Raw genomic sequence first — 18686 nt, 5'->3', positions numbered from 1 at the left:
ATATAACGCCAAAAAGTAAGCGATGACAAACACGTAATGTGTAAGCAGTCACGGCATCACATTCTGTTAAACGTAAGTTTAGCCGATATACACAAACTCAACCTGACTTTATCGTTAGCGATAGCGTAGTGAAAAGTACGCCATAACGGTGAGGTTATGGCGTCTGTTTACGCTTTGTAATTATTACAGTTTAGCGTTTACCCAGCTTTCAACACTGGCCAAAGCGGCTGGAAGTGCTGCCACGTCTGTACCACCGGCTTGCGCCATGTCCGGACGTCCACCACCTTTGCCACCCACCTGCTGGGCGACCATACCAATCAGCTCCCCTGCTTTCACACGGTCAGTCACATCCTTAGAGACGCCCGCAATCAGAGAAACCTTACCTTCAAACGCTGTTGCCAGAACGATAACCGTTGAACCGAGCTGGTTCTTGAGATCATCAACCATGGTACGAAGCATCTTAGGCTCTACCCCTGCCAGTTCGCTGACCAGCAGTTTAACACCTTTAATATCAACCGCTTTGCTGGAGAGGTTTGCACTCTCCTGCACTGCCGCCTGCTCTTTGAGCTGCTGCAGCTCTTTTTCCAGCTGACGAGTACGTTCCAGCGCGCTGCGCACTTTCTCGCCCAGGTTGTGGCTGTCGCCCTTCAACAGCTGAGCAATGTCGTGCAACTGATCGCTTGCAGCGTGCAGGCTGGCAATCGCACCTTCGCCGGTCACAGCTTCAATACGACGCACACCGGCCGCGGTACCTGATTCAGACAGAATACGGAACAGGCCGATATCACCCGTACGCGAGGCGTGAGTACCGCCGCACAGTTCAGTAGAGAAATCACCCATGCTCAACACGCGAACACGTTCGTCGTACTTCTCGCCAAACAGTGCCATCGCACCTTTGGCTTTTGCCGCTTCGAGATCCATGATGTGGGTCTCGATTGGCAGGTTGCGACGAATTTGGGCGTTGACCATGTCTTCAACCGCACGGATTTCGGACGGTTTCATTGCTTCGAAATGGGAGAAGTCAAAGCGCAGCACTTTGTCATTCACCAGAGAACCTTTCTGAGCAACGTGCGTCCCCAGCACATCGCGCAGGGCGGCATGCATCAGGTGCGTTGCGGAGTGGTTCAGACGAATGCGCGCACGGCGAGCTTCATCCACTTCGGCTTTCACGCCCGCGCCGACTTTCAGGGAACCTGAAGCCAGTTTGCCGACATGACCAATAGCCTGGCCGTATTTCTGGGTGTCAGTCACGGTGAAAGCAAAATCGCTGCCTTTCAGCTCGCCTTTATCGCCCACCTGACCGCCAGATTCCGCGTAGAACGGCGTTTTGTCCAGAACGACAACCGCTTCCTGACCAGCGCTGATGCTGTCTACGGCTTTACCGTCAACAAACAGTGCGGTCACTTTACCGGTCAGTTCCAGATGGTCGTAACCCTGGAATTCAGACGCGCTATCCACGCGGATCATCGCGTTGTAATCTGCGCCAAAACCGCTGGACTCACGCGCACGACGGCGCTGTTCTTCCATTGCAGCTTCAAAGCCCGCTTCGTCGACTTTGATATTGCGCTCGCGGCAAACGTCTGCGGTCAGGTCAACCGGGAAACCGTAAGTGTCATACAGGCGGAAAGCGGTGTCGCCGTCCAGCGTATCGCCGGTCAGTTTGGACAACTCTTCATCGAGCAGAGCCAGACCGCGCTCAAGAGTACGCGCAAACTGCTCTTCTTCTGTTTTCAGAACCTGCTCGACCAGCGCCTGCTGGCGTTTCAGTTCATCGCCCGCTGCACCCATGACGCCAACCAGTGGCCCCACCAGCTTATAGAAGAAGGTATCTTTCGCGCCCAGCATGTTGCCGTGACGGACAGCACGACGAATGATACGGCGCAGCACGTAGCCACGGTTTTCATTCGAAGGGGTCACGCCGTCAGCAATCAGGAACGCACAAGAGCGAATATGGTCCGCGATAACGCGCAGAGATTTGTTGCTCAGATCGGTTGCACCGGTCACTTCAGCCACGGATTTAATCAGGGTGCTGAACAGATCGATGTCGTAGTTGGAGTTGACGTGCTGCAGAACAGCCGCGATACGCTCCAGACCCATACCGGTATCTACGGACGGCTTAGGCAGCGGCTCCATAGTGCCGTCAATCTGACGGTTGAACTGCATGAAGACGATGTTCCAGATCTCAATGTAGCGATCGCCATCTTCTTCTGCCGTGCCCGGAGGTCCGCCCCAAATGTGGTCGCCGTGATCGTAGAAGATCTCGGTACAAGGACCGCAAGGACCTGTGTCGCCCATCTGCCAGAAGTTGTCAGACGCATAAGGCGCGCCTTTGTTGTCGCCGATGCGGATAATGCGCTCACGTGGGATACCGACTTCTTTTTCCCAGATTTCGTAAGCTTCATCATCGGTTTCGTACACGGTAACCCACAGACGCTCTTTCGGCAGGTTGAACCAGTTTTCACCGGTCAGCAATTCCCACGCGAACTGGATAGCATCGTGTTTGAAGTAGTCGCCGAAGCTGAAGTTGCCCAGCATCTCGAAGAAAGTATGGTGACGTGCGGTGTAGCCGACGTTTTCCAGATCGTTGTGTTTACCGCCCGCACGCACGCAACGCTGTGACGTTGTAGCGCGGGAATAATTACGCTTGTCGAGACCAAGGAATACATCCTTGAACTGGTTCATCCCGGCGTTGGTAAACAGAAGAGTCGGGTCATTGTTTGGTACCAGGGAGCTGCTGGCAACAACCTGGTGTCCCTTACTATGGAAAAAGTCGAGAAACGCCTGACGGATCTCAGCGGTGCTCTTGCTCATAATTATCCTGAAATCAAGCTAACGAAATGTCGTCGCCAGCCAGTACCGGTTAATACCTGGACGGACTCGCGACTTGAAAAAGTGGGAATAAGATAAGTTTTCTTGCAAGGGAAGTAAAATCCCGCATGCGGTCAATCAGCAAAATTACGCCATATGTCCTGAATATCTTCCATCAGGAAGCCGCGGTACAACAAAAATCGCTGGATTTTGACTTTTTCCGAAAATTCACGCGGCAAAGGTTCGCCGTATTTCCGAATTGCCTGGTCACGTGCCAGTTCGCACCAGTCAATTTCACATTCCCGCATCGCCTGTTCGGTAGCCTCACGGGCGATGCCTTTTTGGTTTAGCTCCTGGCGAATGCGCGCCGGGCCATAACCTTTGCGGCTACGGCTGGCGATAAAGCGGGTCACAAAACGGCTATCGTCGAGATAGTGATATTCGTAGCACCAGGCCACGACGCGGTCGTAATCTTCCGCCGTTGCGTCAATCGCTTCTGGCCCGTTTTTACCCATCACGGGCGCGGCGAGTTTACGCCGTAGCTCCTGTTCGCTGTGGTCGCGCACCGCTAGAATCCGCACCGCGCGATCCAGTAAACGCGCGTAGGCAGGGCGACGCGGGGTATTTTCGCTCATAACAAACCTGCTGTTTTACAAATGCAAAAAGGGCCGCAATCGCAGCCCTTGATTTTAGAAGACGGAATTAGAAATCTTCTTTGGTTTCTTCAACATCAGCAGCATCTACAACGAAGTCAGGTTTTGAATCCTGATTGCTGAGAAGCAGCTCACGCACTTTCTTCTCAATTTCTTTCGCTGCAGCTGGGTTTTCTTTCAGCCAGGAAATAGCGTTCGCTTTACCCTGACCAATTTTGTCGCCGTTGTAGCTGTACCAGGCGCCTGCTTTTTCAATCAACTTCTCTTTCACGCCGAGGTCAACCAGCTCGCCGAAGAAGTTGATGCCTTCACCGTAGAGGATCTGGAATTCAGCCTGTTTGAACGGTGCGGCAATTTTGTTCTTCACAACCTTCACGCGGGTTTCGCTACCGATGACATTATCGCCGTCTTTCACTGCGCCGATGCGACGGATATCCAGACGAACAGAAGCGTAGAACTTCAGTGCGTTACCGCCAGTAGTGGTTTCCGGGTTACCGAACATCACACCAATCTTCATACGGATCTGGTTGATGAAAATCAGAAGAGTATTAGATTGTTTCAGGTTACCAGCCAGCTTACGCATCGCCTGGCTCATCATACGTGCCGCGAGGCCCATGTGAGAGTCACCGATTTCGCCTTCGATTTCCGCTTTTGGCGTCAGCGCCGCAACGGAGTCGACCACGAGAACGTCTACCGCACCTGAACGCGCCAGCGCGTCACAGATTTCCAGCGCCTGCTCACCGGTATCTGGCTGAGAACACAGCAGGTTGTCGATATCGACACCCAGTTTACGGGCATAGACAGGGTCCAGCGCGTGTTCAGCGTCGATGAACGCACAGGTTTTACCTTCACGCTGTGCGGCAGCAATCACCTGCAGCGTCAGAGTCGTTTTACCAGAGGATTCCGGCCCGTAGATTTCTACGATACGGCCCATTGGCAGACCGCCTGCACCCAACGCGATATCCAAAGAAAGCGAACCGGTGGAGATGGTTTCCACATCCATGGAACGGTCTTCACCCAGGCGCATGATGGAGCCTTTACCAAATTGCTTTTCAATCTGGCCGAGTGCTGCCGCCAACGCTTTCTGTTTGTTTTCGTCGATAGCCATTATTACTCCTGTCATGCCGGGGAACTGCGCCGGATAGTGAATTCTGTTCTGTTGATGCGATTATACTGTATGGTCATACAGTATCAAGTGTTTTGTAGAAATTGTTGCCAGAGCGTTTTTAACGCATATTCCGTCGCCTGTCGGCGCACGCTTTCGCGGTCACCGCTGAAGCATTCGCGGAAGGTGACGCCCTGCCCCTGTGAGGTCGCAAAACCAAACCAGACGGTACCGACCGGTTTAACATCGCTGCCGCCATCCGGCCCGGCGATTCCGCTGATGGCGATCGCGTAATCTGCGCGCGCGGCTTTGAGCGCGCCTATCGCCATCTCCACCACCACCGGCTCACTGACCGCGCCGTGCTGTTCGAGCGTCGATTCACGCACGCCAATCATCTGCGCTTTGGCTTCGTTACTGTACGTCACAAAACTGCGCTCGAACCAGGCGGAGCTCCCCGCAATGTCCGTTATCACTTTTGCCACCCAGCCGCCGGTGCAGGATTCGGCCGTCGTTAAGGTCGCGCCGCGCTGCTTTAACGCCAGCCCGACAACTTCGCTCAGCTGCATCAATTCATGGTCAGTCATCATCGCTTTAGGCTCCTGAAAAACATGCAGGACAAGATAGCACTTTCTCATGGGATATGGGGATGAGGTTCCGGTTTTACGAGGAGGCTTCAGAAAAAAGCCGACACAGTCGCATCGGCTTTAAAAGAGGGCTATTTCATGCTGTCGGCGAGGGTATTTACGTTGTGGCGAAAGGCTTTCACGTAGGTGTCCGCCACACCGCCTTTAGCGGAGAGCGCTTCGGGATAGAGTTCACCACCCGGCTGCGCGCCCGTCGCACTGGCAATTTGCTTCACCAGTCGCGGATCGAGCTGGTTTTCCATAAACCAGCTTTTGACGCCGTCGGCCTTAATCTGGTTGATGATCTCCGCCACCTGCGCGGCGCTGGCCTCGCTCTCGGATGACAGCCCTTGCGGCGCCATAAAAGTCACGTCGTAGGCACGGCTGAAATAGCCGAAGGCGTCATGGCTGGTGAGCACTTTGCGTTTCTCCTGCGGGATAGAACTGAAGCGCGATTTCGCCCAGCCGTCGAGCTGTGTCAGCTGTGTAATATAAGGTTTGCCCGTGGCCTCCAGCGCTGCTTTCTCTTGCGGGTCAGCCTTGACCAGCCCCGCCAGAATATTTTGCGCATACAGGGCACCATTGCCGGCGCTGTTCCAGGCGTGCGGATCGGTGACAGTTTTCCCGTCTTCCTCCAGGGTATGGGTTTTGACTCCGGCTGATGCCACCACCAGCGTGCCTTTAAAGCCCGAGGCTTTCACCAGACGATCCAGCCACCCTTCCAGCCCGAGTCCGTTGACCACCACCACATCCGCTTTGCTTAATGCGGCGCTGTCTTTTGGCGACGGCTCAAAGGTATGCGGATCGCCGTCTGGCCCCACCAGCGTGGTGACCTTCACATGGTCGCCGCCAACCTCTTGCGTGATATCGCCCAGAATAGAAAAACTGGTTACCACGTTCAGCGTTTTCGCCAGCGCACCCTGTGACATCAGCCCCAGCGCGAACGCCATCATTATTCCTGTCTTTTTCATCATTTCCCCTTGCGTTAAAAAAGCGCACGCAGCCTGCTGCGCGAGCCACATAAAACCGAAATAAAGAACCACACGCTGGCGGTCAGCACGATCGAAGGCCCGGCGGGCAGGCTTGCCGCCCAGGAGAGGCTCAATCCGAGCCAGGCACAAAACACGCCGCTGATGCCTGCCATTAACAGTAATCCCGGTAAGGTGCGCATCCAGCAGCGGGCAGCCACCGCGGGCAGCATCATCAGCCCTACCGCCATCAGCGTGCCGAGCACCTGGAACCCGGCGACCAGGTTCAGCACCAACAATGACAAGAACAAGCCGTGCAGCACTGCGGGTAGCCTGCGCGCATTGACCTGCAACCACGCGGTATCAAAGGCCTCCGTGACCAGCCCTCGGTAAAACAGCGCCAGCATCATTAAGGTCAGGCCGCACACGCCCGCTACGAATAGCGCCGCGTCGTTATCGACCGCCAGAATAGAGCCAAAAAGCAGATGCAACAGATCGACATTCGACCCGCGCAGGGAAACCAGCGTAACCCCCAACGCCAGCGAGCCCAGATACAGCCCGGCGAAACTGGCATCCTCTTTCAGAGGGGTACGTCGACTGACTAATCCCGCCACCAGCGCCACGACGATCCCGGCGATAAATCCGCCAATACTCATCGCCAGCAACGACATTCCGCTGACCAGATATCCCACCGCTACACCGGGTAAAATGGCGTGGGAAAGCGCATCGCCCATCAGGCTCATGCGTCTGAGCAGTAAGAAAACGCCGAGCACTGTGGTGCTGACGGAGAGCGCCAGGCATACCACCAGCGCGCGGCGCATAAAGCCGTATTCGATGAACGGCTGGAAGAAAATATGCCAGATCATGCGACTCTCACCCGCTCCGTGCCCCAATGAGGCATCGCCGTATCGAGACGTAATGTCTGCGGGAAGTGGCGCGACACGCGTTCGCTATCGTGCAACACCGCCAGCACCGTCTGCCCGTTCAAATACATATCCAGCATTAATTCCATCAGGACATTACAGGTGGTTTCATCGACGCCGGTAAAAGGCTCGTCCAGCATCACCAGCGGCGCATTCTGCACCAGCACGCGTGCGAACAGCATGCGCTGAAACTGGCCGCCAGAAAGCTCGTCAATGGTGGAGTTCGCCAGGGATTCCAGACCGACGCGTTCAAGCGCTTCAGCGATCCTCAGCCGGGTTTCGCGACGATACGCCGCCAGCAGGGAAATTTTCGGCCAGCAGCCCATGCTCACTACGTCATGCACGGTCAACGGAAATTGCGCTTCAAGGGAGTGACGCTGCGCCAGCCAGCCGATCGTCGGGCGTTTTTCACGCCAGAGAAATTTCCCGCTGACCGGTGGAATAAACCCCGCCAGGGTTTTGAGCAGCGTCGATTTTCCGCAGCCGTTGGCCCCAATAATCGCCGTCATGCTGCCGCGTTCAATGATGCCATTTAGCGCCTGAGTCACCGGCTGGCGGTCATAGCCCGCCACCAGGTTTTGCAGTTCAATCATGGAAGAACCACCGCCCAGCGCACCGCCTGGCCAATGAGCACAATCAGAATGGCCGCCAGCCACAGGCGGTTGAGTGCGGAAAGAGAAAAGAGAGACATCGTTGCACCACTGATAAATGTTATAACATAACAATAATCAAATGCGATGCGGATGTAAACGCGAATCAAAAAATGGGAGTGTGGCGAAATGTTTCTGTCGGAGGAAATTGCCGGGTGGCGGCTACGCCTTACCCGGCCTACGTTCGCGGATTTTTGTAGGCCGGGCAAGCGCAGCGCCGCCCGGCAAACTCAACGTAAACTACTGACTAAACGGTGAAGTCCCCGGAACGCGCGCCAGCGAGACCGCCTGACCAAGCTGCCACACCGCCATCGCGTAATGCGTGCTGTGGTTATAACGAGTGATGGTGTAGAAGTTCGGCAGACCGTACCAGTACTGATAGCCGGTGCCGATATCCAGACGCAGCAGGCTGGCGGTCTGATGATTGCCCAACGGCTGCATCGGCGTTAAACCTGCCGCCGCCAGCTGCGACACGCTGTAGTTGGTTTTGAAGCCATTCTCCAGCCCTGGTGCCTGGCCGTTCGCCTGCACCGCCACCGGATCGCCCTTCACCCAGCCGTGCGCTTTAAAGTAGTTCGCCACGCTACCGATGGCATCCACCGGGTCCCACAGGTTAATGTGCCCGTCGCCGTTAAAGTCGACAGCGTACTCTTTATAGGAGGACGGCATAAACTGGCCGTAGCCCATCGCGCCCGCAAAGGAGCCTTTCAGATCCAGCGGATCATCTTGTTCGTTACGCGCCATCAGCAGGAAGGTTTCCAGCTCAGACTGGAAATATTCCGCACGACGCGGATAGTTAAAGGAGAGCGTCGCCAGCGCATCCAGAATACGGGTTTTGCCCATCACGCGGCCCCAGCGGGTTTCGACACCGATAATCCCGACGATAATTTCAGGCGGCACACCATAAACCTGCCATGCGCGCGTCAGCGCATCTTCATACTGATTCCAGAACGCCACGCCGTTTTGCACATTATCCGGGGTGATGAACTGTTTGCGATAGCGCAGCCACGCCCCGTTTGGCCCAGTCGGCACCTGCGCAGTCGGCGCCTGGCGATCCATCAGACGCAGCACGTAGTCCAGACGTTTCGCCTGAGACAGAATCTCGTGCAGCTGCTGTTTGTTAAAACCATGTTTGTTCACCATCTTATCGATGAACTGCTCGGCGACCGCGTTATTGGCGAAATCACCGCCCATCTGCATCATGTTGTGCTGCGGCTCAAGAAGAAAACCACCCGAAGGGGTGCCAGCCGTCTGTTGAACTTCCTCTGTTTTCGGTTTGCTGCTACAGGCAGCAAGCATAATCAGCGCGGGTAAGAGCGCTGCGTAACGACGCTTGACCATGAGACATCCATTTAAACGAATTCGATAAGTGGCAAGTATGGTAAAGCATCCCCAATGCCTCAAGGAAGCGGTTCTGCGACCATCAGCAAAACTTTTGTCATTGCTTATGAATCTGACCTTTCGAATGCACTATCATGGGCGCAACCCTTTCTGTCTGGCCCGTTCAGACAGGAAGAGAAAGGAACGCTAACCGGAGAAAAAGATGAGTGATTTTCTGCTAAACACAGGCCGTCAGACGTTAATGCTGGAGCTTCAGGAAGCCAGCCGACTGCCGGAAAGGCTGGGCGACGATTTTGTTCGCGCGGCCAATACCATCATCCAGTGCGAAGGCAAAGTGATTGTCGCGGGCATCGGGAAATCCGGCCATATCGGCAAAAAAATTGCTGCCACGCTCGCCAGCACCGGCACGCCTGCGTTCTTTGTCCATCCAGCTGAAGCGCTGCATGGCGATTTGGGGATGATTGAAAGCCGCGACGTGATGCTGTTTATCTCCTATTCCGGCTCGGCGAAAGAGCTCGATTTAATCATTCCCCGCCTGCAGGAAAAATCGGTCGCCCTGCTGGCGATGACCGGAAAATCACGCTCGCCGCTGGCGCTGGCCGCCAAAGCCACGCTCGATATTTCCGTGGAACGCGAAGCGTGCCCGATGCATCTCGCCCCCACGTCCAGCACCGTCAACACCCTGATGATGGGCGATGCGCTGGCGATGGCGGTGATGCAGGCGCGCGGCTTTAACGAAGAAGATTTTGCCCGCTCACATCCGGCAGGCGCATTGGGCGCACGTTTGCTGAATAAAGTGCATCATCTGATGCGCACCGACGACGCCATCCCGCAGGTGAAACTCACCACCAGCGTGATGGACGCGATGCTTGAACTGAGCCGCACCGGGCTGGGATTAGTTGCCGTGTGCGATGAAAACGGGCTGGTCAAAGGGGTCTTTACCGATGGCGACCTGCGACGCTGGCTGGTCGGCGGCGGTAAACTGGAAGCAGTGGTCAGCGATGCCATGACCAGCGGTGGCCTGACGCTCAACGCCGAAAGCCGCGCCATCGAAGCCAAAGAAATCCTGATGAAACGTAAAATCACCGCCGCGCCGGTGGTCGACGACAGCGGCAAGCTGTGCGGTGCGATCAACCTTCAGGATTTCTACCAGGCCGGAATTATCTAACCCTTCAGCCCCAGACGTTTCGCCAGCCGATGCAGGTTGGCGACGTCTGTCTCCAGCGCCCGCGCGCAGGCCGCCCAGCTGCGGTTATTCTGCTCCAGCGTGCGGGTAATCATCTGACGCTGAAACTCTTCTGTCGCCTCTCGCAAATTTTCATTAAGGATGACGGGCGCTTCCGCCAGCGCAACGGGAACAGCATCATCATGCAGGGAAAAATGCCGGGCGTGGATCACCACTTCATCGCCAGTCCGTGTGGCTCGCGCAAGGACCACCGCACGATGAATGGCATGTTCCAGCTCGCGCACATTCCCCGGCCAGCCGTAGCTCAACAGATGGTTACGCGCGCCGGGGCTGAGCACCACGCGGGAAAGTCCCATTTTTAACCGACACTGCTCGCAGAAATAGCCAGCCAGCAAGACCACATCTTCACCGCGCTCACGCAGCGGCGGCACGGAAAGCGGAAACACGCTTAAGCGATGGAACAAATCGGCGCGAAAATTCCCGGCCAGCACCTCTTCGCGCAGGTCACGGTTCGTCGCCGCCAGCACACGGACATCCACCCGCAGGCTGCGGTCATCACCGACGCGCTGAATATCGCCGTACTGCAACACGCGCAGCAGCTTAGCCTGCAACGCCTGCGACAATTCACCGATTTCATCGAGGAAAAGCGTGCCGTTGTCGGCCATTTCAAACTTGCCGCTGCGGTTGCTGATGGCCCCCGTAAACGCCCCTTTCACATGACCGAACAGCTCGCTTTCCGCCACACTTTCCGGCAGCGCGGCACAGTTCAGATAGACCAGCGGATTGATCGCGCGTGGCGAACCTTCGTGGATCGCCTTCGCCACCAGCTCTTTCCCGGTGCCGGTTTCCCCGCTGATTAAGACGTTCAGATCGGACGCCGCAACGATGTCGATCTCCTTTTTAAGCTGCGTCATACCCGGCGACAGGCCGATCATTTCCGTATGCGCCACCTGCTCAAACACCGTCGGGCTGCCCGGCAAAATATTCTGGCTCTCCAGCTGTTCAATCAGCAGCGCATTGTTCAGCGCCCCGGCGGCCAGGGCGGCAATCAGGCGCAATTCTTCATCGCTAAAAGTATCGAACTGGTCTGGCAGGAGTCCGTCGAGGGTCAGCGCACCAATCAGATTTTGCCCGGCAAACAGCGGCAGGCCGATGCAGGCGTGAACCTTCAGACTCTCCTGGCCGGGAATTAAGCCATCGTAGGGGTCGGGCAAGTCGCTATCAGCAGGAAAGCGCACCACGTCACCCGCGCGGGCGATAGTCTCCAGGCGTGGATGGCCCTCAAGCGTAAATCGCCGCCCCAGCACGTCCTGTGCCAGCCCGTCTATCGCCAGTGGAATGAACTGCCGACCTTCGTAGCGCAGCAGCGCCGAAGCGTCGCAATCCAGTACGTGACGCAGCGTGGAAATCAGCCGCTGGAAGCGGTCCTGATGACCAACACCCGCCTGTAATTCAATGGCGATCTTCGCCAGCACCTCTACGGAAAAGCTCATTTTCGCCTCACGGTCATTTTGACAATGCATACTGTCATATTGACGATAAACTGCATAGTCATTTCGACTACCCATTGCGAGTGAGTTTTTATAAAACCATTTTAAATTAACAAGTTAAAAAACTGGCACGCAACTTGATATAGCCAAACCATCTTATTGAAAAACACCGTCTTAATTTGAGGTTGCTATGTCTATTCTGGTTAAAAATAACATTCATTGGGTTGGCCAACGTGACTGGGAAGTGCGTGATTTTCACGGGACCGAATACAAAACGCTGCGCGGCAGCAGCTATAACAGCTATCTGATCCGTGAAGGCAAAAACGTGCTGATCGATACCGTCGATCACAAATTCAGCCGCGAGTTCGTGCAGAACCTGCGCAGCGAAATCGATCTGAATGACATTGATTACATCGTGATTAACCACGCGGAAGAGGACCACGCGGGCGCGCTGACCGAGCTGATGTCTTATATTCCCAACACGCCAATCTACTGCACCACCAACGCCATCGATTCGATTAACGGCCACCACCATCATCCGGAGTGGAATTTCCACACCGTCAAAACCGGTGATGCGCTGGACATTGGCAACGGCAAACAGTTGATCTTTGTTGAAACCCCGATGCTGCACTGGCCCGACAGCATGATGACCTACATGACCGGCGACGCGGTGCTGTTCAGTAACGACGCCTTCGGCCAGCACTACTGCGACGAACGTCTGTTTAACGATGAAGTGGATCAGACCGAGCTGTTCGAACAGTGCCAGCGCTACTACGCCAACATCCTGACCCCGTTCAGCCGCCTGGTGACACCAAAAATCACCGAAATCCTCGGCTTCAATCTGCCGGTCGATATGATTGCCACCTCGCACGGCGTGGTCTGGCGTGAAAACCCAACCCAAATCGTGGAGCTGTATCTGAAATGGGCGGCAGATTATCAGGAAGATCGCATTACGCTGTTCTACGACACTATGTCCAACAACACCCGCATGATGGCGGACGCCATTGCCCAGGGCATCAACGAAGTCGACCCGAACGTGGCGGTGAAAATCTTCAACGTGGCGCGCAGCGATAAGAATGAAATCCTGACCAACGTTTTCCGCTCGAAAGGCGTGCTGGTCGGCACCTCCACCATGAATAATGTGATGATGCCGAAAATCGCCGGTCTGGTCGAAGAGATGACCGGCCTGCGTTTTCGCAACAAACGCGCCAGCGCCTTTGGCTCCCACGGCTGGAGCGGCGGCGCGGTGGATCGTCTCTCCACCCGTCTACAGGATGCCGGTTTTGAGATGTCGATGAGCCTGAAAGCGAAATGGCGTCCGGACATCGACGCCCTGGAGATTTGCCGTCAGCACGGCCGCGATATCGCACGCCAGTGGGCGCTCGCTCCACTGCCGGAAGCGGCACCAAAAGCACCGGAACAGAAAGACGATTGCGCCTGCGCTGCGGCAGCAGCAGCCGATCTCGGCCCTTGCATGCAGTGCAGTGTCTGCCAGTGGATTTACGATCCTTCTCTCGGCGAGCCTTTGCAGGATGTCGCACCGGGCACCCCGTGGCGCGACGTACCGGACAACTTCCTGTGCCCGGAATGTTCCCTCGGTAAAGACGTCTTCGATGAACTGGCCGCGGAGGCAAAATGAACCACGGAATTGTGATCATCGGCTCGGGCTTTGCCGCCCGCCAGCTGGTGAAAAATATTCGTAAGCAAGACGCGAACGTCCCGCTGACAGTGATCGCCGCAGACAGCATGGACGAGTACAACAAGCCTGATTTAAGCCATGTCATCAGCCAGAATCAGCGTGCAGACGACCTTACCCGCCAGACGGCGGGGGAGTTCGCTGAACAGTTTAACCTGCGACTTTTTCCGCATACCTGGGTCACGGATATCGACGCCAGCGCCCATGTAGTGAAGGGCAAAGACCAGCAGTGGCAGTACGACAAACTGGTGCTGGCGACGGGGGCGTCAGCCTTTGTGCCTCCCGTTCAAGGCCGCGAGCTGATGCTAACGTTGAACAGCCAGCAGGAGTATCAGGCCAGCGAAACCACGCTTCGCGACGCGCAGCGGGTAATGATTGTCGGCGGCGGTCTGATTGGCACCGAACTGGCGATGGATTTTTGTCGCGCCGGGAAAGCGGTCACACTGGTCGATCACGCCGCCAGCATTCTCTCAGCCCTGATGCCCGCAGAAGTGAGCAGTCGCTTACAGCATCGGTTAACGGAAATGGGCGTGCATTTGCTGCTGAAATCTCAGCTCCAGAGCCTGATGAAAATCGATAATGGCATTCGCGCCACGCTGGGTAGCAACCGCAGCGTTGAGGTCGATGTGGTGATCGCAGCGACGGGCCTGCGCCCGGAAACTGCGCTGGCGCATCGTGCCGGAGCGGAGATCAACCGCGGCGTGAAGGTGGATAGCAATCTGCAAACCACTCAGCCCGACGTTTACGCTCTCGGCGACTGTGCAGAAATCAACGGCCAGGTCCTGCCGTTCCTGCAACCGATTCAGATAAGCGCGATGTATCTGGCGAAAAATCTGTTAGGTGCAAGCGCACCGCTAAAACTGCCTGCGATGCTGGTGAAAGTCAAAACGCCAGAACTGCCGCTGCATCTCGCGGGAGAGACACAGCGACAGGATTTAAACTGGCAAATGATGATTGAACCACAGGGCATGGTTGCGAAAGGTGCCGACACTGACGGTCAACTTCGCGCTTTTGTGGTTAGCGAAGATCGGATGAAGGAGGCTTTCGCCCTGCTGAAGTCGCTGCCCGTTTAACCCTCAAACCTCTGCCACGCTGACTTAACCTTTGGATTTTATGATCCACAGCCCCGGTGTCCCGGGGCTTTTTTTTACGCATTCTGTGCACGAGATAAATACAAATAAGATAAATCACGACTGTCAGTCCCTTGTCTATTATTTATTTGAATATAAAGGACAAGGTGAATTAAATATTTACGCGCGCTATTTATTCACCCTGAACCATATATAATTTTTATTATTGATAAAGAGATTATCGGACGTAATTTAATTGTAACGCATAATAAAAAGCAATTTATGTTTAGATTATTTTTTTAAATACTGATTTGTGCCATCCGACACCGCCAGCGCGTCGTAACCGCGCCAGCGGTAGTTGAGCATTGAGACCAGCCAGCAGGCGATAAACAGGCCCACCACCACAAATCCGGCATCGCCGAGATTGTCATTAATGGCAGCCACTGCGTTCCATATCCCGCCGCGTAATTCAAACTTATCCATCACCAGGCCCATTGCTTCCAGCCCGCCAATAAATAATGCAACCACTACCGACGTACCGGTAATCGTCATGTTGTAATAAAGCTTGCGCTGTGGTTTATTAAATGCCCAGCCGTATGCGCCAATCATCAGTAAATTATCAAGCGTATCCACCAGCGCCATTCCGCTCGCAAACAGTGCCGGGAAGATCATAATCGCCCACACCGACATACCGTTTGATGCGCTGGCGGCAGAAATGCCCAGCACGCCAATTTCGGTGGCAGTATCAAACCCGAGGCCAAACAAAAATCCCACCAGATACATCTGCCAGCTTTTGCTGACCAGACGGAACGTCGCACCAAATAACCAGCTCATCACGCCGCCCTGCACGGCAGGTTCAGCGTTTATCGACTGACCTTTTTTCAAGGCCTGAAAACTGCGCCACACGCCGCTCAGGATAACCATATTGACCAGCGCCATCGCCAGTAAAAAGGTCGCGGAAACCGCCGTACCAATCAGACCACCGGTCTCGTGAAACCAGCCCATGTTCTTTTGAAATGCACTCGCGGTGGCAGCAATCGCCACCGAGGCCAGCACCACAATGGTTGAGTGGCCCAGCGAAAACCATGCGCCCACGCCGGATGGCCGTTTGCCCTGCTGCATCATTTTGCGCGTGACCGTATCAATCGCCGCAATATGATCCGCATCGACCGCGTGGCGCAGCCCGTAACACCACGCCAGCAGACTGGCCGCCATCAGCGTGGTACTGCCGCTAAAAGTGTGCCAGGCCCAAGCCCACGCCAGCACATTGGCCGCCAGCAGAATCATGAGTAAAGGTTCGTTACGCACCCATCGTTGCATATCAGTTCCTGTGTGCAGAATGTCGGGCCGCAGCGACCACTGCCTGCCCAAATGAGATTGCCCCATCGCCCGCAGGCAATTTTTCCGGGAAAAGGAGCGTAAAACCAGAAAGATAACGTTGCAGCCGCGATCTGAGCAGCCGGTTGTGCAACACGCCACCGCTCAAGCAGAGTGTCGAAATGCCTAAGCGCCGGGCGTGATACATCAGCAGATTAGCCAACCCTTTTGCCAGCGCGTCATGGAAAGCCCACGCGCGTTCGCCGGGCATCGCCTGCCAGTCGAGCCACTGACGCCAGAATGTGGACATATCGTCCACCGCCAGCGTGACCGGATGATTCACGCCAGCGCATGTCGCGGCGAGCGCCTCAAGCTGGCAGGCGGCTTCACCTTCGTAGCGTTGTCTGTCGGGCGCAATGCCGAGTGCACAGGCCACGGCGTCAAACAATCGCCCGCAGGAGGAAGCCTGCGGGGCGTTAATCCCTCGTTCCATTGCCGTCGCCAGCAGTCGCCAATTTTGCGCCTGCACGGCGCGCGTTTCCGGTCGGGACTGCCAGTCCGGAATAAACGCCAGAGACTGGGCGAGCAGATTACGCCACGGTTCGATAGCCGCCAGATCGCCGCCCGGCAGCACCACTGCGGGCAATCCGCCGAGGTGTTCGCACTCACGATAGTTCACCCGCAGACATTCACCGCCCCACAGCGCACCGTTTTCACCCATTCCGATTCCGTCGAGTGTGAGGGCAACCACATCACCGCCGTCCAGCGGCCAACCGTTTTCCGCCAGACATGCCGCGGCGTGAGCATGGTGATGGAGCACCGTTTCTTTCGGCAACGCCAGCGCATCGGCCCATTGAGCAGAACGGTAGCCCGGATGGGCATCACACACCACGCGTTCCGGTAGAAAATCATACATTTGCTGAATGACGGCCAGCGCCTCGCGCCACTGATGCTCGACCCCGTCGTCACTGAGATCGCCAAAATGCTGACTCAGCACCGCCTGCCCGCCGCGCACCAGGCAGAAGGTGTTTTTCATCTCCGCGCCGAGGCACAGCATCGGCGGAATATCATGAAATCCTTCAGGCAGTGGGATGGCGTCAGGGACAAAACCCCGCGCGCGGCGCAGCATCGCGCCGTGCGAGTCGATCACCGAATCATCCATACGCTGCAAAATATCGCGGTTGTGCAACAGAAATCCGTCGGCTATCTCGCGCAGCTCATCCAGCGCCTGTTCGTTGCTGATCACCGGCGGTTTACCGCTCAGATTTCCGGAGGTCATCACCAGCGGGCGAGCGCAGTCGTCCATCAGCAAATGTTGCAGCGGATTGGACGCCAGCATTACGCCGATGCAATCCAGGCCTGGCGCAATCCCATCGGGCAACGGGGGTAAATCGCTTTTCGCGGTGAGCACAATCGGCGCAGCGGAGGAAAGTAAGCGCTCCCGAACATCGACAGGCAAATCACCGGCGTGAGGCAGCATCACCGCCAGCGGTTTACCCGGACGATGTTTACGTTCACGCAGCCGCGCCACCGCTACATCATTACTGGCATCGCAGGCCAGATGAAAACCGCCGAGGCCTTTTATCGCCACAATCCCGCCGCTTTTCAGCATCGCAACCGCAGCCGTTAACGCTGAATCACGCGTTTGTAGATCGTCACCCGCACGCCATTCCAGCTGCGGCCCACAGTCAGGGCAAGCCACCGGCTGGGCGTGAAAACGGCGATCCGCCGGATTGCGGTATTCGCTCTCACACGGAGAGCAAAGCGGGAAGTTGGCCATCGCCGTAGCGGGCCGGTCGTAGGGCATCGCGCGAATGATGGTAAAACGCGGGCCGCAGTGGGTGCAGTTGATAAAAGGATAGCGATAGCGGCGCTCACGCGGATCGCGCATCTCCGCCAGACAGGCTTGACAGGTCGCGGCATCCGGCACGATTTGGGTCGCCATTGCACCGCCCGCGCTATGACGGATGGTGAAACTCGCAGGATTTTGCGGCCAGGCAAATGCCTGCATTTCTACGCTGTCGATACGCGCCAGCGGTGGGCAATTCAGCAACAGCTGTTGTTGAAATGCCGTCGCATCGCCCGCCAGACGCACCAGCACGCCTTCGCCGTCGTTACAGACATCACCGCGAAGACCCAGCTGATTCGCCAACTGCCAGACAAAGGGGCGGAAACCCACCCCCTGTACCTTGCCGCGCACCCGTAGCTGCACGCCGTTGCCAGTCATCGTGGCTTAAAACAGCATTGATGAAGAGGTGTCGAACGCCGCGCGACGGCGCTTCTCGGCGCTCATCTGTTCGAGTTTATTACGATCGATGCAGACCAGGGCGTGCGTCGGACAGGCTTCAATGCACGCCGGGCCGCTTTCACGGTGGTTGCACAGGTCGCATTTGTTAGCTTCCGCTTTGTCGGCCCGCACGCTGAGACCCGCGCCGCTATTGCGCACAACCGGGCGTACCACCACTTCCATCGCGCCATACGGACAGGCCACCACGCAGGTTTTGCAGCCGATACAGCGCTCCTGCATCACCTGCACAAAGCCATTTTCGCGATTGATCGCCCCGTTAGGACAGACGTTGGCGCAGGGTGCATCTTCGCACTGGCGGCAGATAGCTGCCGTTGAGATGTTCACGCCTTTGATAACGTGAATGCGCGGCAGGAAAGATTCGGGGGTCAGGGACGCACAATCCTGCTGCGCCTGATGAGACACAACGCAAGCCACTTCGCAGGTACGACAGCCAATACATTTACTGGCATCGGCCATAATAAAACGGTTCATCTGCTTCTCCAGCATTAAGTTATGCGGCGAAACATACATAAAACGTGCCACATTTTAATATACTGATTTAACTGAAC

At 56.1% G+C, this 18686-nt stretch carries 15 protein-coding genes; 3 read left to right on the top strand and 12 right to left on the bottom strand.

Going from position 1 to position 18686, the window contains the following annotated elements; genetic code table 11:
* Positions 1–183: 183 nt before the first annotated feature.
* From alaS to mltB, 8 genes are all read right to left on the bottom strand, one after another.
* On the bottom strand, positions 184–2811 hold the full coding sequence (gene alaS / locus JBO43_RS13260; protein WP_202674493.1) for an alanine--tRNA ligase: 2628 nt from the start codon (positions 2809–2811) through the stop codon (positions 184–186).
* 131 nt (positions 2812–2942) lie between these two features.
* Positions 2943–3443 carry a recombination regulator RecX gene (recX, locus tag JBO43_RS13255; protein ID WP_095283035.1) on the bottom strand — a complete coding sequence of 167 codons (501 nt, stop codon included), beginning with the start codon at positions 3441–3443 and terminating at the stop codon, positions 2943–2945.
* Between the two features lie 67 nt (positions 3444–3510).
* Complete coding sequence (gene recA, locus JBO43_RS13250) at positions 3511–4569, bottom strand: recombinase RecA (protein WP_095283036.1); 1059 nt, start codon at positions 4567–4569, stop codon at positions 3511–3513.
* An 83-nt stretch (positions 4570–4652) separates the two neighbouring features.
* Entirely contained in the window at positions 4653–5150 is a 498-nt protein-coding gene (gene pncC, locus JBO43_RS13245) for a nicotinamide-nucleotide amidase (protein WP_095284356.1), read from the bottom strand.
* A 131-nt stretch (positions 5151–5281) separates the two neighbouring features.
* Entirely contained in the window at positions 5282–6160 is an 879-nt protein-coding gene (locus JBO43_RS13240; RefSeq protein ID WP_202674568.1) for a metal ABC transporter substrate-binding protein, read from the bottom strand.
* 14 nt (positions 6161–6174) lie between these two features.
* Positions 6175–7023 carry a metal ABC transporter permease gene (locus JBO43_RS13235; protein WP_103946536.1) on the bottom strand — a complete coding sequence of 283 codons (849 nt, stop codon included), beginning with the start codon at positions 7021–7023 and terminating at the stop codon, positions 6175–6177.
* A complete protein-coding gene (locus JBO43_RS13230; RefSeq protein WP_202674492.1) occupies positions 7020–7673 on the bottom strand; it encodes a metal ABC transporter ATP-binding protein in 654 nt (217 codons plus the stop codon). The genes JBO43_RS13235 and JBO43_RS13230 overlap by 4 nt, the downstream gene beginning before the upstream one ends.
* A 297-nt stretch (positions 7674–7970) precedes the next feature.
* Positions 7971–9071 carry a lytic murein transglycosylase B gene (mltB, locus tag JBO43_RS13225; RefSeq protein ID WP_103949268.1) on the bottom strand — a complete coding sequence of 367 codons (1101 nt, stop codon included), beginning with the start codon at positions 9069–9071 and terminating at the stop codon, positions 7971–7973.
* 202 nt (positions 9072–9273) lie between these two features.
* Between mltB and gutQ the strand changes: the two genes are divergently transcribed.
* On the top strand, positions 9274–10239 hold the full coding sequence (gene gutQ, locus JBO43_RS13220; protein ID WP_103946540.1) for an arabinose-5-phosphate isomerase GutQ: 966 nt from the start codon (positions 9274–9276) through the stop codon (positions 10237–10239).
* Here the strand turns inward: gutQ and norR are convergent.
* Complete coding sequence (gene norR / locus JBO43_RS13215) at positions 10236–11750, bottom strand: nitric oxide reductase transcriptional regulator NorR (RefSeq protein WP_202674491.1); 1515 nt, start codon at positions 11748–11750, stop codon at positions 10236–10238. The two genes, gutQ and norR, sit on opposite strands and share 4 nt — an antisense overlap.
* A gap of 187 nt (positions 11751–11937) precedes the next feature.
* Between norR and norV the strand changes: the two genes are divergently transcribed.
* Positions 11938–13386 (top strand): anaerobic nitric oxide reductase flavorubredoxin, encoded by a 1449-nt coding sequence (norV, locus tag JBO43_RS13210; protein WP_095283053.1) that lies wholly within the window; start codon positions 11938–11940, stop codon positions 13384–13386.
* Positions 13383–14516, top strand: coding sequence for an NADH:flavorubredoxin reductase NorW (norW, locus tag JBO43_RS13205; protein ID WP_202674490.1), 1134 nt, complete (start codon positions 13383–13385; stop codon positions 14514–14516). Before norV ends, norW begins: the two co-directional genes overlap by 4 nt.
* 288 nt (positions 14517–14804) lie before the next feature.
* Here norW and JBO43_RS13200 read toward each other — a convergent pair whose 3' ends face one another.
* Genes JBO43_RS13200 through hydN form a run of 3 tightly spaced genes read right to left on the bottom strand, consistent with a single transcriptional unit; the run spans position 14805 to position 18609 of the window.
* Entirely contained in the window at positions 14805–15833 is a 1029-nt protein-coding gene (locus JBO43_RS13200) for a HoxN/HupN/NixA family nickel/cobalt transporter (RefSeq protein ID WP_095283057.1), read from the bottom strand.
* 1 nt (position 15834) lies between these two features.
* A complete protein-coding gene (gene hypF / locus JBO43_RS13195; protein ID WP_202674489.1) occupies positions 15835–18057 on the bottom strand; it encodes a carbamoyltransferase HypF in 2223 nt (740 codons plus the stop codon).
* Between the two features lie 6 nt (positions 18058–18063).
* Entirely contained in the window at positions 18064–18609 is a 546-nt protein-coding gene (gene hydN / locus JBO43_RS13190; RefSeq protein ID WP_095284358.1) for an electron transport protein HydN, read from the bottom strand.
* Positions 18610–18686 lie beyond the last annotated feature (77 nt).

This window comes from Lelliottia jeotgali (genome assembly GCF_016771845.1).
Lineage (GTDB): Bacteria > Pseudomonadota > Gammaproteobacteria > Enterobacterales > Enterobacteriaceae > Enterobacter > Enterobacter jeotgali.
Note: the sequence above shows the minus strand (reverse complement) of the source record. Positions and strands in the feature narration are given on the sequence as shown.